The sequence below is a fragment of the Neisseria wadsworthii 9715 genome (assembly GCF_000227765.1).
GTDB classification, from domain to species: Bacteria; Pseudomonadota; Gammaproteobacteria; order Burkholderiales; family Neisseriaceae; genus Neisseria; species Neisseria wadsworthii.
Genome location: NZ_JH165159.1, coordinates 2,432,544 through 2,446,422, shown reverse-complemented (window position 1 = coordinate 2,446,422; position 13,879 = coordinate 2,432,544). Strand labels below are relative to the sequence as shown.

Sequence of the window (13,879 nt, the reverse complement as noted above, 5' to 3'; positions counted from 1 at the left end):
ATAGCTATTTAAGAGTTTCTATATTGAAGATAACTAGTGATGGACGGTGCTAGAATAGGTTCACGACTTCACCTTCTTTAAGAAGACCTTTCCCTTTGCCAAACCTCCCTAAAACCGCTATTCTTTTCTTTTTTTTCAGCCTCAAAACCTTCACTATGAACATCATTTCCACCATCGCATCAGAATTAAACGCCACCGCCGCCCAAATCCAAGCCGCCGTCGAACTGCTCGACGACGGAGCCACCGTGCCTTTTATCGCCCGCTACCGCAAAGAAGTTACCGGCGGACTGGACGACACCCAACTGCGCCATCTCGCCGAGCGTCTGCAATACCTGCGCGAATTGGCAGAGCGCAAGCAAACCGTTTTAAAAAGCATTGAAGAACAAGGCAAACTCACGCCCGAACTTCAGACGGCCATCGAAGCAGCCGACAACAAAACCGCGCTCGAAGACCTCTACCTACCCTACAAACCCAAACGCCGCACCAAAGCCCAAATCGCCCGCGAAAACGGTTTGCAGCCTTTGGCCGACAGCTTATTGCAGAGGCCGTCTGAAAACCCCGAAACCGCCGCCGAAGCCTATCTGAACGAGCAAGTGCCCGACACCAAAGCCGTGCTCGACGGCGCGCGTGCCATTTTGATGGAACAGTTCGCCGAAGATGCCGAACTGCTCGGCAACTTGCGCGAAAAACTGTGGAACGAAGCCGAAATCCACGCCCAAGTGGTTGCCGGACAAGAAGATGCCGGCGAAAAATTCAAAGACTATTTCGACCACCGCGAACCCGTCCGCAACATGCCCAGCCACCGCGCACTGGCCGTATTGCGCGGCCGCAACGAAGGCGTGCTGCAAGTCGCCCTCAAATACCAACCCGACGAAATCCCGATTACTGAGCAGAGCGAATACGAAAAAATCATCGCCAAACATTTCGGCATCGCAGATCAAGGCCGCCCTGCCGACAAATGGCTGCGCGACACCGTGCGCCTCACATGGCGCGCCAAAATCTTCCTCTCGCTGGAGCTTGAAGCCTTAGGCCGTCTGAAAGAAGCCGCCGACACCGACGCCATTACCGTGTTCGCCCGCAACCTCAAAGACCTGCTGCTCGCCGCCCCCGCCGGCCGCCTCGCCACCATGGGCCTCGACCCCGGCTTCCGCACCGGCATCAAAGTGGCCGTAGTGGACGACACCGGCAAGCTGCTCGACACCGCCGTTGCCTATCTGCACCAAGAAAACAACGCCTTAGCCACCCTTGCCCGCCTCATCAAACAACACGGCGTGAAACTGATTGCGATCGGCAACGGCACCGCCAGCCGCGAAACCGACAAACTGGCCGGCGAATTGGTCAAAGGCCTGCCTCAAATGGGGCTGCACAAAATCGTGGTCAGCGAAGCCGGCGCATCCGTTTATTCCGCCTCAGAGCTGGCAGCCAAAGAATTCCCCGAGCTGGACGTTTCCCTGCGCGGCGCCGTCTCCATCGCCCGCCGCCTGCAAGACCCGCTGGCCGAATTGGTAAAAATCGACCCCAAATCCATCGGCGTCGGTCAATACCAGCACGATGTTAACCAAAGCCAACTTGCCAAATCGCTGGATGCCGTGGTGGAAGACTGCGTGAATGCCGTCGGCGTGGACGTAAACACCGCATCCGCCCCTCTGCTCGCACGCATTTCCGGCCTCAACAGCACGCTGGCGCAAAACATCGTTGCCTACCGCGACGAAAACGGCGCATTCGACAGCCGTAAAAAACTCCTCAAAGTACCACGCCTCGGCGAAAAAACCTACGAACAAGCTGCCGGCTTCTTACGCATCAACGGCGGTAAAGAACCGCTGGACGCATCCGCCGTCCATCCCGAAGCCTACCCCGTTGTCGCCAAAATGCTCGACGACCTGCACATCAAAGCCGCCGACCTCATCGGCAACCGCGAAAAAATCAAACAAATCAAGCCCACCAGCTACACCACCGACCAATTCGGCCTGCCCACCATCATGGACATCCTCGCCGAACTCGAAAAACCCGGCCGCGACCCGCGCGGCGAATTTCAGACGGCCACCTTTGCCGAAGGCATCAACGAAATCAGCGATTTACAAGTCGGCATGATTTTGGAAGGCGTAGTGAGCAACGTCGCCAACTTCGGCGCATTCGTCGACATCGGCGTCCACCAAGACGGCCTCGTCCACATCTCCGCCTTATCCAATAAATTCGTCCAAGACCCGCGCGAAGTGGTGAAAGCCGGAGACGTCGTCAAAGTGAAAGTGCTGGAAGTCGACGCCGAGCGCAAACGCATTGCGCTGACCATGCGCTTGGACGACGAAGCAGGCGGCGCTTCGGCAAGAAATGGCAGGCCGTCTGAAAACCGACGCAGTGATAGCGGTAGAAACCGGCGTAGCCAGCGCGAACAGGCACCGGCCAATTCAGCCATGGCGGATGCGTTTGCGAAGTTGAAGAAGTAATTTTCATCAATACGATATTGCCAAGGTGCTCAAGATGGGAAAATCCAGCCAACCTCAGAAAATTGTTGAATTTTTACAAGCCAATCCGCTGCGGAAATTCACGGCACGCCAAATTGCCCAAGCCATTACAGAACAATATCCGCATGACTATCAAAATAAAAAATCTAAATTTGCTGATGGAAAAGCATTTATCCAACAAGTCGTGTCGGAAATCGGTTCGCACAAAGGTGCTGTACTGAAATTATGTCCCGCCATCCGTATGCAGGACAAACCACGCCCGCGTTTGTTTTGGTTTGATCCAAGCCACCAACAAGATAATGGATTGGTCGTGGATGAATCCGCCTATGCCGCCTCGGAGCAAGACCTGTATCCTTTGATGATGTGTTTTTTGTCCTCGAATTTAGGTTTATACGGTTTGCGAATTGACGAAAAACGCTCCAAAAACAATCGTGGTAGCAGAGGCAATCATTGGCTGCATCCGGATATTGTTGCGATGCAGGCATTGGATAAAGCATGGCAGAACGACGTGCGTCAATGCGCCCAATTGGGTGCGGGACAACATGTTCTGTTGTGGTCGTTTGAGTGAAACGGGAACTCAATGGCAGCAATGTACGGGAAAGTTTTTTTCAGGCGGTCAGTAATTCTGGTTGGGCCAACGAGGGATATTTGGTCACCACCGCTATTGTCGGTGAACATACCGAGCAAGAATTGCGCATTTTGTCAGCCTTGCACGGCATCGGCGTAATCATTTTGAACACCCAAGAATGGAGCGACAGTGAAATTTGGCTGCCCGCCAAACGCAAAGAACAAATTGACTGGCAGTCAGTCAATCGCATTGTGGAACAAAATACCGATTTCCAAACATTTATTGAGTATGTGGCCATTTATTTTCAATCGGGAAAAATCGTTGAAAACAATTGGAATCAATGAGGAAAATACGATTCTATGCATTGATTCCGATATTGCTGACACTCCATCTCTGCCAGCTAATCCGGCATTCAAGTTGTGATGTAATCCAAATAAACAGGCTCGGCATCAAACAGATGCCACTCAAAAAAGCAAATGTGCACCATGACCGACAACACCCTAATCCTCTACACCACTTCAGACGGTCTCTCCCAATTCGTTTTACGCGAATTGGGCGGCCAGCTGTGGTTGACACAGGCGGAAATGGCGGAGCTGTATCAAACCACCGTTTCCAATATCAATAAGCATATCAAAGCAATATTGGCTGAAAAAGAAATGGAGGAACGGGCAACTATTGAGTATTACTCAATAGTTCAGACCGAAGGCGGACGGCAGGTAAGCCGCGAAGTCGCCCATTATTCCCTGCCGATGATTATCGCCGTCGGCTACCGCGTACGCTCTTCGCGCGGTACGCAGTTCCGCCAATGGGCGACACGCACTTTGGGCGAATATCTGCAAAAAGGTTTTGTACTGGATGACGAGCGCCTGAAAAATCCGCCGGTCGGCACATTGCCTGCACCGGATCATTTTGATGAATTGCTGGAGCGCATCCGCGATATCCGCGCCAGCGAAAAACGGGTGTATCTGCGCGTGCGGGAAATTTTTGCGCTGGCGGCGGATTATCAGCCCAGCTTTAAAGAAACCACGCAATTTTTTAAAACCATTCAAAACAAGCTGCATTTTGCAGCGACCGGGCATACCGCTGCGGAGCTGGTTTATCGGCGTGCGGATGCATCTAAGCCGTTGATGGGCTTAACGCATATTACTGATGGTGAGGTTCGTAAAAAAAACATTAAAACAGCCAAAAACTATTTAAACGAAAAAGAAATCAGCCAGTTAAACCGCATAGTCACTATGTGGCTGGATTTTGCCGAAGATCAGGCACAGAGAAAAAAGCAGGTGTTTTTAAAGGATTGGACGGAAAAGCTGGATCAATTTTTAGCGTTTAACGACCGTGAAGTGCTGCAAGGAGCAGGAAAAATCAGCAAAAAACAGGCCGATGCCAAAGCAGAAGCCGAATACGAACGCTATATGGCTGTACAGCGTCAAATCAAAGAGCAGCGGGGTGAGGGCGACATCGCCGAATTATTGCGCCTGCAAGCTAAAAAGTCTGAAGATCGCAAACAAACTTAAAGTTTGTCATGGCGTTGCTGCTTTGTATCGGGGATTAAGTGGTTTAACTACAAATGCCTGTCTGAAAAAAGTTTCAGACAGGCATTTATGGTTTTTAAACTAAGCAGATTTAGGTTCTTGAAACAAAAGCTTACTGATTTCTTCCGAGGCTGCTTTCATATCGGAAACGAAAGAGAGTAGGTCGTTGAGGCTTTTGCGGATGGTGGGGGCGTGGGTGTATAGGGCGGCGATAAATTGGCCGTCGGCATCAAGCACGGGCACGGAGCAGCCGACCATGCCGGAAATGAATTCTTCATCGTCAAAGCCGATGCCGGTTTTGCCGATTTTTTTTATGGCTTGTTCTAAGGCTGTGGGGTCAGTGAGCGTGTTTTGTGTCATGCGGGTGGGTTGCATGTGTTCGATCAGCCGTTTTCGTTTTAATGCGGATAGGGAGCTGAGGTAGAGCTTGCCGCCGGCTGTGCAATACAGCGGTACTTGTGTGCCGCTGGGTAGGTAAACTTGTAGCGGCCAGTTGGTTTGTACGCGGTCGGTATAAGACATACAGTTGCCGTTGGGCACGCTGATGCCGCAGGTTTCGCCGATTTTAGCGGAAAGTGTGCCCAATATTGCTACCCGTTCCGCTTGATGGTGTTTGCTTTGCCAAATGTTGACGCTCAATCTTAATGAGCGGATGCCGGGCACGATGCCGCCTTGCAAATCGGTTTGGATAAATTGCTCGTTTTCCAGCAGCTTGAGCAGGCGGTGCAGGCTGGGTTTGGGGATATCCAAATCTTGAATCAAATCTTGCGGTGTGGGCGGGCGGTCTGCGGCGGCCACTGCTTCGATAATTTCCAAAACGCGTGTGATGGATGAACCTCTGCCGGAAGACGTGTCCAATTTTCTTTCCTTCTATTTGAAATCATTAAAGATAAGCTGTTGTGAAATAAGCTGATTTATGAATCTAAAACGCTCAAAATCAATTATATATAACTTATTCTGATTGTAAACATTAGAAATTATGATTTTATCCTAAGCTTTGCTGTTTTTATAATCGGTTTAAAACGATACAAATTGTTTCAAATTAGTAAAATTTATATCAAAAAAATGCTGTGGAAAATCCGCAGCAATAAGAATAAGCCGGCAGCCGGTGGGTAATAAGCTTTGGTGCAGCCGGTCCGATAAATGGGAAATGGAAGGAGAAACCGATTATGTTGAGTTTGACAGGCATTGTGCTTTCACTCGTGCTTTTGATGGTGTTGGCCTATCGGGGTGTGAGCGTGTTGATTTTGGCGCCTTTGTTGGCAATGTTGGCGGTGTTGTTTAGTGCGCCTTCGAATGAGCTTTTGGGTACGTACACGCAGGTTTTTATGCAGGGGATGGGCGGATTTGCGATTAAGTTTTTCCCGATTTTTCTATTGGGCGCGATTTTCGGCAAATTGATGGAGGATTCCGGTGCGGCGCACAGTATCGCACATACGTTGGTGGATAAATTGGGCAAACAGAAAGCTTTGCTGTCGATTGTGTTGGCTTCGGCCATTTTGACTTACGGCGGGGTGTCGGTGTTTGTGGTGACTTTTGCCGTGTACCCGATTGCGGCGGCTTTGTTCCGTGAGATTGATATTCCCAAGCGTTTGATTCCCGGCGCTATTTCGGTGGGTGCGCTCACGTTTACCATGACCGCCCTGCCGGGTACGCCTTCTATTCAGAATGCCATTCCGATTCCTTATTTCCAAACCGATGCGTTTGCATCTCCGGGTTTGGGTGTGATTGCCGGGGTGATTATGTTTATTTTCGGCATGATGTGGCTCAACCGCCGCCTCAAGCATGCGGCGGAAGCGGGCGAGGGCTACGGCAATCATCACGACAGCCATGTGAAAGAGCAGGATTTCAAGCATTTGCCGGGTTTGGCCAAAGCGCTGGTACCGATTATTGTGGTAATTGCGTTGAACTACGCGTTAACCAAGTTTATTTTCCCCGCTATGGATACGGCTTATTTGGCCGATAAAAAATTCGGCGGCGTTTCCCTGAATTCGGTGGTCGGCTTGTGGGCGATTATCGCGGCTTTGGTGGCAGGATGTGTGTTTCTGATTTTTGCCAACATGAAATACTGGCGCAACTTGAAAAAGTCGCTCAATGACGGTGCGATGGGTTCATTGCTGCCGATTTTCAACACGGCATCCGAAGTGGGTTACGGATCGGTAATTGCTACTTTGGCGGGCTTTATCATCCTGCGCGATTTTATGATCGGGCTTTCTCCGGATAATCCTTTGATTTCCGAAGCGATTGTGGTGAACGTGATGGCAGGTATTACCGGCTCGGCTTCCGGCGGTATGAGTATCGCACTCAGCGCGATGGGCGAAACTTATGTGCGGATGGCGAACCAAACCGGCACTTCTCTAGAGCTGATGCACCGTGTGGCATCAATTGCATCAGGCGGCTTGGACGCGCTGCCGCACAACGGTGCTGTGATTACCATGCTGGCGATTTGCGGTTTGACACACAGGGAATCTTATTTGGATATTTTAGTGGTTGCTGTGATTGTGCCGCTGATTGCTTTGGCTGCCGTGGTTGGGCTGGGCACCCTATTCGGTTCGTTTTAATGCCTGTCTGAAAATAAAGACGGTAGATAAATAGGAGGAATTATGTCCGCACAAGTTGTATTACCCCGTTTTATGCACATCGGCAGGCACGCCTGCGAAAAGCTGCCGGAGCTGGTAAAAACTTTAGATTGCAGCAAACCTTTGATCGTAACCGACAAGATGATGGTTCAGCTCGGCTATGTGCAACAGGTTTGCGATATTCTGAATTCAGACGGCCTCAAAGCCGATATTTACGACGATACCGTGCCTGAGCCTACCGATTCTTCGATTGAGGCAGGTGTGGAAAAGGTAAAAAACGGCAATTACGACATCATTATCGCTTTAGGCGGCGGCAGCCCGATCGACAGCGCCAAAGCCATTGCCGTGTTGGGCAAGTTCGGCGGCAATATACGCGAGTACAAATTTCCGCGCCAAGTGAACGAACACGGCCTGCCGCTGATTGCTGTGCCCACCACGGCGGGAACAGGCTCGGAATGTACGCGCTTTACCATCATCACGGATGAAGCCACCAGCGAAAAACTGTTGTGCGTCGGCTTGGGATTTATGCCCACGGCGGCAGTGATTGACTACGAGCTGACCGTGAGCGTGCCGCAGCGTACCACCGCCGACACCGGCATCGACGCGCTTACCCATGCCATCGAAGCTTATGTGAGCAAAAAAGCGAATCCGTATAGCGACGCGCAGGCTTTGGCTGCCATGAGACTGATCGGCGGCAATTTGCGCAAGGTGTACCACAACGGCAGCGATCTTGCCGCGCGCGAAGCCATGATGCTGGGTTCGACTCTGGCGGGCATTGCGTTTTCCAATGCGTCGGTTGCGTTGGTGCACGGCATGAGCAGGCCGATAGGTGCGTTTTTCCATGTGCCGCACGGTTTGTCCAACGCCATGCTGTTGCCTGCCGTTACCGCCTATTCCGTGCCTGCCGCGCCGGAGCGCTATGCCGAATGCGCGCGCACGGCGGGATTCGCTTCGCATGACGACGACACGGCCACGGCCAACCGGAAGCTGCTTGAGGGATTGGTTGCTTTAAACCGGGAATTGAATGTGCCCACTTTGGCGCAATTCGGTGTAGAGAAAGCCGAATTCGACAAAGTGGTGGAAACCATGGCCGAGCAGGCTTTGGCTTCCGGTTCGCCCGGTAATAACCCGCGCGTACCCGAAAAAGAAGAGATTATCGCCATCTACCGCCAGCTATGGTAGCCGGGTAGATCTTTATGTTTATGAATTGAAACGGTATGGATGTGCCGAAACTTTAAACCAGGAGAAACAACATGAGCCAAATTGTCGGTCATTTTATCAACGGAAAAATCATTGAAGACAAAGCACGTACCCAAGATGTGTACAACCCTTCCACCGGAGAAGTGAGCAAACAGGTGTCGTTGGCTTCCAAAGCCACGGTTGAAGAAGCCATTGCAGCCGCACAAGCCGCGTTCCCCGCATGGCGGCAAACACCGGTTATGAAGCGCGCCCGTGTTATGTTCAAATATAAAGAGCTGCTGGAGCAAAACCGCGACAAAATCTGCGAGCTGATCGGCTCGGAACACGGCAAAATTTCGCATGATGCGGCGGGCGAATTGCAGCGCGGTATTGAAAATGTGGAATACGCTTGCGGTGCCCCCGAATTTTTGAAAGGCGACTTCAGCAAAAACGTAGGCCCCGATATCGATTCGTGGTGTGATTTCCAGCCTTTGGGCGTGGTGGCGGGCATTACCCCGTTCAACTTCCCGGCTATGGTGCCTTTGTGGATGTTCCCGTTGGCGATTGTGTGCGGCAATACTTTCGTATTGAAGCCCTCTGAACGCGATCCGAGCGTAGGCCTCTTTTTGGCGCAACTGTTGCAGCAGGCAGGCCTGCCTGACGGCGTGCTGAATGTAGTAAACGGCGATAAAGAAGCCGTGGATACGCTGCTGACCGACGAGCGCGTTCAAGCCATCAGTTTTGTCGGTTCCACCCCGATTGCCAAATATATTTACAGCACCGCCACAGCACACGGCAAACGCTGCCAAGCTTTGGGCGGCGCGAAAAACCATGCTATCGTGATGCCGGATGCGGATTTGGACAATGTGGTAAATTCGCTGCTTGGCGCCGCATTCGGTTCGTCGGGCGAGCGCTGCATGGCTTTGTCGGTAGCCGTGGCGGTGGGCGACGAAATTGCCGACCGCATGGTAGCAGGCATCAAAGAAGGCATGAAAAACATGAAAGTCGGCCCATTTTCCGATGCCAGCAACCATTTCGGCCCGCTGATTACCGCCGCGCACAAAGCAAAAGTGGAAGGCTATATCGCCAGTGCCGCAGAGCAGGGCGCAACCATCGTGGTGGACGGGCGTAATCCGTCCGTGCCGGGCTATGAAAACGGTTTCTATCTGGGCGGTACGTTGATTGACCGTGTTACCCCCGAGATGACCAGCTATCAGGAAGAAATCTTCGGCCCGGTGCTGCAAGTGGTGCGTGTGAAAACCATGCAGGAAGCCATGGATTTGATTAACAAACATATCTACGGCAACGGTACCTGCATCTACACCCGTGACGGAGAAGCCGCTCGCTACTTTGCCGACAACATTTTGGTCGGCATGGTCGGCATCAATATCCCGCTGCCTGTGCCGGTGGCTTACCACAGCTTCGGCGGCTGGAAACAATCGAGCTTCGGTGATTTAGGCGCTTACGGCCGCGACGGTGCGCGTTTCTACACCCGCAGAAAAACCATCACACAACGCTGGCCGACTTCCGAAGTGCGCGAAGGCGCGGTATTCTCAATGCCGACGCTGGGTTAAGATCAAGATTTAAACTGATTTGAATATGCCTGTCTGAAAATAGGTTTCAGACAGGCATTTTTGTTACACCGTCGTATTCAGGTCTGATCCGAGCATGATGAAACTGTTGTTGAAAGTTGCGCTTCATGGCCGCGCGGCCACTTACTTTCTTTGCTTCGCCAAAGAAGGTAAGCAAAGAAAGGCGACCGCGGTTGCCGGTTTGCTGTGCAAACTGCCCTCATCACTGTGCGGGATTTTCGGGGCGGCCGCTAGTCGCTTCGCTCCGGGAGCGGCCTTGTTCCCCCGAAAAGCCCGCTCCGTTCGGCGGCGCCAGCGGAAAAAGCGGTTTCAGCACAGATTTCGAATGGCTTAGGGCGATACACCCTAAATTTATGATTTTTAATTTGTTATTGAAGAATTTCCACAACACAATGCCTGTCTGAAACCCATTTTCAGACAGGCATTCATCGTGGTTGATAACGCTTTAAATCATTTCACCAAACCCGGCTCGTATAAATCAATAATGGCGGAAAAGTCCAACTGGCCTTCGTGGGTTTCGACAAAACGGTTGTATTGCGCCAGCGCCTGTTCGCCCATCGGTGTGTCGCTGCCGCAGGATTCGGCCAGCGAGCGGGCGAGGTTTAGGTCTTTCAGCATTAAGGCGGCCATGAAGCCGTTTTGATAGCCGCGGCCGGCGGGCGCGTTTTCCATCACGCCAGGATAAGGGTTGTACACATTCAGCACCCAGTTGCCGCCGGAGCTTTTCGACATAATGTCGGACAACACTTTCGCATCCAAGCCGTTTTTCACACCCAGCGCGATGGCTTCGGACGTGCCGGCCATTAAAATGCCGAGCAGCATATTGTTGCAAATTTTGGCTACCTGCCCCGCACCGTGGCTGCCTGCGTGGAAAATATTTTTGCCCATGGCTTCAAGCACGGGTTTGGCGCGCTCGAAATCTTCGGCGCTGCCGCCCACAATAAAGCTTAAGGTGCCGGCTGCCGCGCCTGCCGTTCCGCCGGATACGGGCGCATCCAAAAAGGCAATGCCGTGTTTGGCGGCCGCTTCGGCCAGTTCGCGCGCGTCGGTGGCGGCGATGGTGCTGCAATCGATTACCAGGCTGCCCGAGGCCAATTTAGGGAACAATCCGTTATCCTGTTCGCCCAGATATACATTGCGCACATGCGCACCTGCCGGCAACATGCTGATAACCAGCTGCGTGTTTTCTGGTAATTCAGACAGGCTGTCGATTTGGTTTGCGCCTTGGGCAACCAGGTTGGCAACTGCTTCTTGGTTCAAATCAAACACGGTTACGTCAAACCCTTTTTTCACCAGATTGGCCGCCATCGGTGCGCCCATATTGCCCAAGCCGATAAACACGATTTTGATTTTTTCAGACATGGTTTTCTCCTTTGCTTACGAATTTTGCCACTTTAAACATAGCAAAGTTCCGCTATTTGATACAAATTGTATTATTTTATGCATTTAATCATGAAAAATGATGAAGTTGGAATTTAAGCGGTTTATTGTTTATAGTGGAGCCCTTTTGAGAATGCCTGTCTGAAAACCATGGACGAACATCTGTTAATCGAAACCCACCCCTTACCCCCTTTCACGCCTGCAAACGCCAAGCTTTTGATGCTCGGCTCGTTCCCGCCGCCGCGTGCGCGTTGGAAGATGGAATTTTATTATCCGAATTTTCAAAACGATATGTGGCGGATTTTCGGTTTGGTGTTTTTCGGTAATAAGGATTATTTTGTCGAAGCAGGCGGGAAAACGTTTAAAGAAAAGCTGTTGCGGGCATTTTTGGCGGATAAAGGCATTGCCATCAGCGATACGGCGCATAAGGTGATCCGCTTGCAGGGCAATGCTTCGGATAAGTTTTTGCAGATTGTCGAGCCGGTGGATTTGCAGGGATTGTTGGCGCAGATGCCGCTTTGCCGAACAGTGATGACAACCGGCGAGTTGGCAACGGATACTTTGCTTTCTTTGATGCCGCCCGATACGGGCAAGCCGAAAATCGGCGGGTTTGCCGAGGCGGCGTTTTCAGACAGGCATTTGCGTTTATACCGCCTGCCGTCTTCTTCGCGGGCCTATCCGCTGGCTTTGGAGAAAAAGGCCGAGATTTACGGGCGGTTTTTTGCGGAAATCGGTTTGTTGTTATAGTTAATCCGCTTACATAACAACGATGCCGTCATACTCGGGCTTGACCCGAGTATCTTGAGCTCCGGTAAGTTTAGGAGATACTCGGGTCAAGCCCGAGTATGACGGTTCAGACAGGCATTTGCTTAGCGCATTACATTGCCCCAATCCTGCTCGAAATAGCTCACCAGAATCTGTGTGTTTAAGAAATTCGGCTCTACTTTTCGGCGCGCCATGTCGGGCGGAAAGCGGAACATTTCGGCGGCGGTTTGGCCGTTGAGGAAACGGGTGGCCACGTCGAATTTTTCGGGCAAAGGGAAGTGATTTTCTCTGCCCGCCAACACAAATCCCCACTCGCCGAAAGAGGGCACATAAACGTGATACGGCGCTGTGTAAAGCCCCGCCGCTTCGAGCGTGGCCACGATCGACCAATAGGCGTTGGGTGCGAAATAGGGCGAAGTGGACTGCACGGAAATCAAGCCGTTGGGCGCGAGATGGCGCGCAACCAGCCGGTAAACGGGCACGGAATAAAGCTTGCCCAGTGAGAAATTGGCCGGGTCGGGAAAATCGATGATGATCACGTCGAACTTGCCGCCGGTTTCCTCCAGCCATTTGGCCGCGTCGGCGTTCACAATATGCATCTTCGGGTGGCTGAGCGAGCGGTTGTTGAGCTTGCTCAATTCGCCGGAATGCTTGAACGTGTCGGTCATATGCGGGTCGAGATCGACCAGCGTTACCTTCTTCACCTGCGGGTATTTCAACACTTCGCGCGCGGCCAGCCCATCGCCGCCGCCCAGAATCAGAATGTTTTGCGCATTCGGCACCATCTGCATGGCCGGCAGCACCAGAGCCTCGTGGTAACGCGCCTCGTCGCGCGAGGAAAATTGCAGGTTGCCGTTGATGTAAAGCCGCGTGTCGTCTTTCCAGCGCGTGACCACCAAGCGCTGGTAAGGCGAGTGGCTTTCATACACAATCGGGTCGCTGAAATAGCTTTGTTCGGCCTTGAATGTAATCTTATTGGCGTAAACAAAGCCCAAGCCCAAAATCAGTAACACAAACACGCCGCGGGTTTGGATGGCGCGGTAACGTGGCAGCTGGCTTTTGAACATTTTGGCGGTCAACACCGCCACCGCAGCATTGAGCAGGCCGAACAACAAAGCCGAGCGCGCCATTCCGAGCTTGGGCGCCAGCACCAGCGGAAACAGCAGCGACACGGCCAGCGCGCCGAGATAGTCGAAAGTGAGCACGCGCGAAACCAGTTCTTTAAAATCGGCCTGCTGCTGGTTGAGCACCCGCATCACCAGCGGGATTTCCATGCCCACAACCGTGCCCACGGTTAACACCAGCGCGTAAAGCAGCGTGCGGAACGGCGCGGCGGAAAGCCCGAACGCCACAAATAGCGCCAGCGCCGACACGCCGCCGATAATCCCCACCAGCAGCTCGATTTCGATAAAGCGCGCCAGCGCGTCTTCGTCTTTGATGTATTTGGTTAAGTGCGCCCCGATGCCCATGGCAAAAAGATACAGCCCGATGATGGAGGAAAACTGCAAAATGCTGTCGCCCAAAAGATAGCTGGCCAGCGCCGCCATAATCAGCTCGTAGGCCAGCCCGCAGCTGGCTACGATGAACACGGAGATAATCAGGGTGCGGTTGAGTTTCATGGTTTCAGACAGGCATTTGGTGAGAAAGGGATTATAACAGTATGCCTGTCTGAACATGGGTTTCAGACAGGCATTGTGTTATTTAAGTATAAGCAGACTTGCCATAAACTGTTGCGCCGTTGGTTGCGGTTGCGCTTCATGGCCGCGCGGCCACTTACTTTCTTTGCTTCGCCAAAGAAAGTAAGCAAAGAAAGGCGACCGCG

General features: G+C 52.3%; 11 protein-coding genes. 8 read left to right on the top strand and 3 right to left on the bottom strand.

Features of this window, described 5'->3' with window-relative positions:
* Positions 1-155: 155 nt before the first annotated feature.
* The 4 genes from HMPREF9370_RS11365 to HMPREF9370_RS11355 all read left to right on the top strand — a co-directional run bounded on the left by HMPREF9370_RS11365 (position 156) and on the right by HMPREF9370_RS11355 (position 4,544).
* Positions 156-2,444 carry a Tex family protein gene (locus HMPREF9370_RS11365; protein WP_040667229.1) on the top strand — a complete coding sequence of 763 codons (2,289 nt, stop codon included), beginning with the start codon at positions 156-158 and terminating at the stop codon, positions 2,442-2,444.
* Positions 2,445-2,478: 34 nt separating this feature from the next.
* Positions 2,479-3,030: a hypothetical protein gene (locus HMPREF9370_RS12360; protein ID WP_009117673.1), complete on the top strand. Its 552-nt coding sequence runs from the start codon at positions 2,479-2,481 to the stop codon at positions 3,028-3,030.
* A complete protein-coding gene (locus HMPREF9370_RS12355) occupies positions 3,027-3,374 on the top strand; it encodes an HrgA protein (protein WP_009117672.1) in 348 nt (115 codons plus the stop codon). The genes HMPREF9370_RS12360 and HMPREF9370_RS12355 overlap by 4 nt, the downstream gene beginning before the upstream one ends.
* Positions 3,375-3,515: 141 nt before the next feature.
* Positions 3,516-4,544 (top strand): virulence RhuM family protein, encoded by a 1,029-nt coding sequence (locus tag HMPREF9370_RS11355; protein WP_009117671.1) that lies wholly within the window; start codon positions 3,516-3,518, stop codon positions 4,542-4,544.
* 99 nt (positions 4,545-4,643) lie between these two features.
* Here HMPREF9370_RS11355 and HMPREF9370_RS11350 read toward each other — a convergent pair whose 3' ends face one another.
* Positions 4,644-5,420 carry an IclR family transcriptional regulator gene (locus HMPREF9370_RS11350; RefSeq protein WP_009117670.1) on the bottom strand — a complete coding sequence of 259 codons (777 nt, stop codon included), beginning with the start codon at positions 5,418-5,420 and terminating at the stop codon, positions 4,644-4,646.
* 311 nt (positions 5,421-5,731) lie between these two features.
* Here HMPREF9370_RS11350 and HMPREF9370_RS11345 point away from each other — a divergent pair, with 311 nt between their 5' ends.
* The 3 genes from HMPREF9370_RS11345 to HMPREF9370_RS11335 all read left to right on the top strand — a co-directional run bounded on the left by HMPREF9370_RS11345 (position 5,732) and on the right by HMPREF9370_RS11335 (position 9,894).
* Entirely contained in the window at positions 5,732-7,123 is a 1,392-nt protein-coding gene (locus tag HMPREF9370_RS11345) for a GntP family permease (protein ID WP_009117669.1), read from the top strand.
* 42 nt (positions 7,124-7,165) lie between these two features.
* Positions 7,166-8,323, top strand: coding sequence for an iron-containing alcohol dehydrogenase (locus HMPREF9370_RS11340; RefSeq protein ID WP_009117668.1), 1,158 nt, complete (start codon positions 7,166-7,168; stop codon positions 8,321-8,323).
* A gap of 71 nt (positions 8,324-8,394) precedes the next feature.
* On the top strand, positions 8,395-9,894 hold the full coding sequence (locus HMPREF9370_RS11335) for a CoA-acylating methylmalonate-semialdehyde dehydrogenase (RefSeq protein WP_009117667.1): 1,500 nt from the start codon (positions 8,395-8,397) through the stop codon (positions 9,892-9,894).
* Positions 9,895-10,362: 468 nt separating this feature from the next.
* On the opposite strand, the gene mmsB is transcribed toward HMPREF9370_RS11335, so the two are convergent.
* Positions 10,363-11,274, bottom strand: a complete 912-nt coding sequence (gene mmsB, locus HMPREF9370_RS11325) for a 3-hydroxyisobutyrate dehydrogenase (RefSeq protein ID WP_009117665.1) — start codon at positions 11,272-11,274, stop codon at positions 10,363-10,365.
* Positions 11,275-11,442: 168 nt separating this feature from the next.
* On the opposite strand from mmsB, the gene HMPREF9370_RS11320 reads away from it, so the two are divergent.
* Positions 11,443-12,039, top strand: a complete 597-nt coding sequence (locus HMPREF9370_RS11320; RefSeq protein ID WP_009117664.1) for a uracil-DNA glycosylase family protein — start codon at positions 11,443-11,445, stop codon at positions 12,037-12,039.
* Between the two features lie 122 nt (positions 12,040-12,161).
* Here the strand turns inward: HMPREF9370_RS11320 and HMPREF9370_RS11315 are convergent, their stop codons facing one another.
* The gene (locus HMPREF9370_RS11315) at positions 12,162-13,676 is read right to left on the bottom strand and encodes a polyamine aminopropyltransferase (protein ID WP_040667226.1); all 1,515 of its coding nucleotides are present in this window, start codon (positions 13,674-13,676) and stop codon (positions 12,162-12,164) included.
* Positions 13,677-13,879 lie beyond the last annotated feature (203 nt).

Excerpts from the sequence above, each read along its gene's own strand:
- HMPREF9370_RS11365 (WP_040667229.1), top strand. The coding sequence starts at position 156 with ATGAACATCATTTCCACCATCGCATCAGAATTAAACGCCACCGCCGCC.
- HMPREF9370_RS12360 (WP_009117673.1), top strand. The coding sequence starts at position 2,479 with ATGGGAAAATCCAGCCAACCTCAGAAAATTGTTGAATTTTTACAAGCC.
- HMPREF9370_RS11355 (WP_009117671.1), top strand. The coding sequence starts at position 3,516 with ATGACCGACAACACCCTAATCCTCTACACCACTTCAGACGGTCTCTCC.
- HMPREF9370_RS11345 (WP_009117669.1), top strand. The coding sequence starts at position 5,732 with ATGTTGAGTTTGACAGGCATTGTGCTTTCACTCGTGCTTTTGATGGTG.
- HMPREF9370_RS11340 (WP_009117668.1), top strand. The coding sequence starts at position 7,166 with ATGTCCGCACAAGTTGTATTACCCCGTTTTATGCACATCGGCAGGCAC.
- HMPREF9370_RS11335 (WP_009117667.1), top strand. The coding sequence starts at position 8,395 with ATGAGCCAAATTGTCGGTCATTTTATCAACGGAAAAATCATTGAAGAC.
- mmsB (WP_009117665.1), bottom strand. The coding sequence starts at position 11,274 with ATGTCTGAAAAAATCAAAATCGTGTTTATCGGCTTGGGCAATATGGGC.
- HMPREF9370_RS11320 (WP_009117664.1), top strand. The coding sequence starts at position 11,443 with ATGGACGAACATCTGTTAATCGAAACCCACCCCTTACCCCCTTTCACG.
- HMPREF9370_RS11315 (WP_040667226.1), bottom strand. The coding sequence starts at position 13,676 with ATGAAACTCAACCGCACCCTGATTATCTCCGTGTTCATCGTAGCCAGC.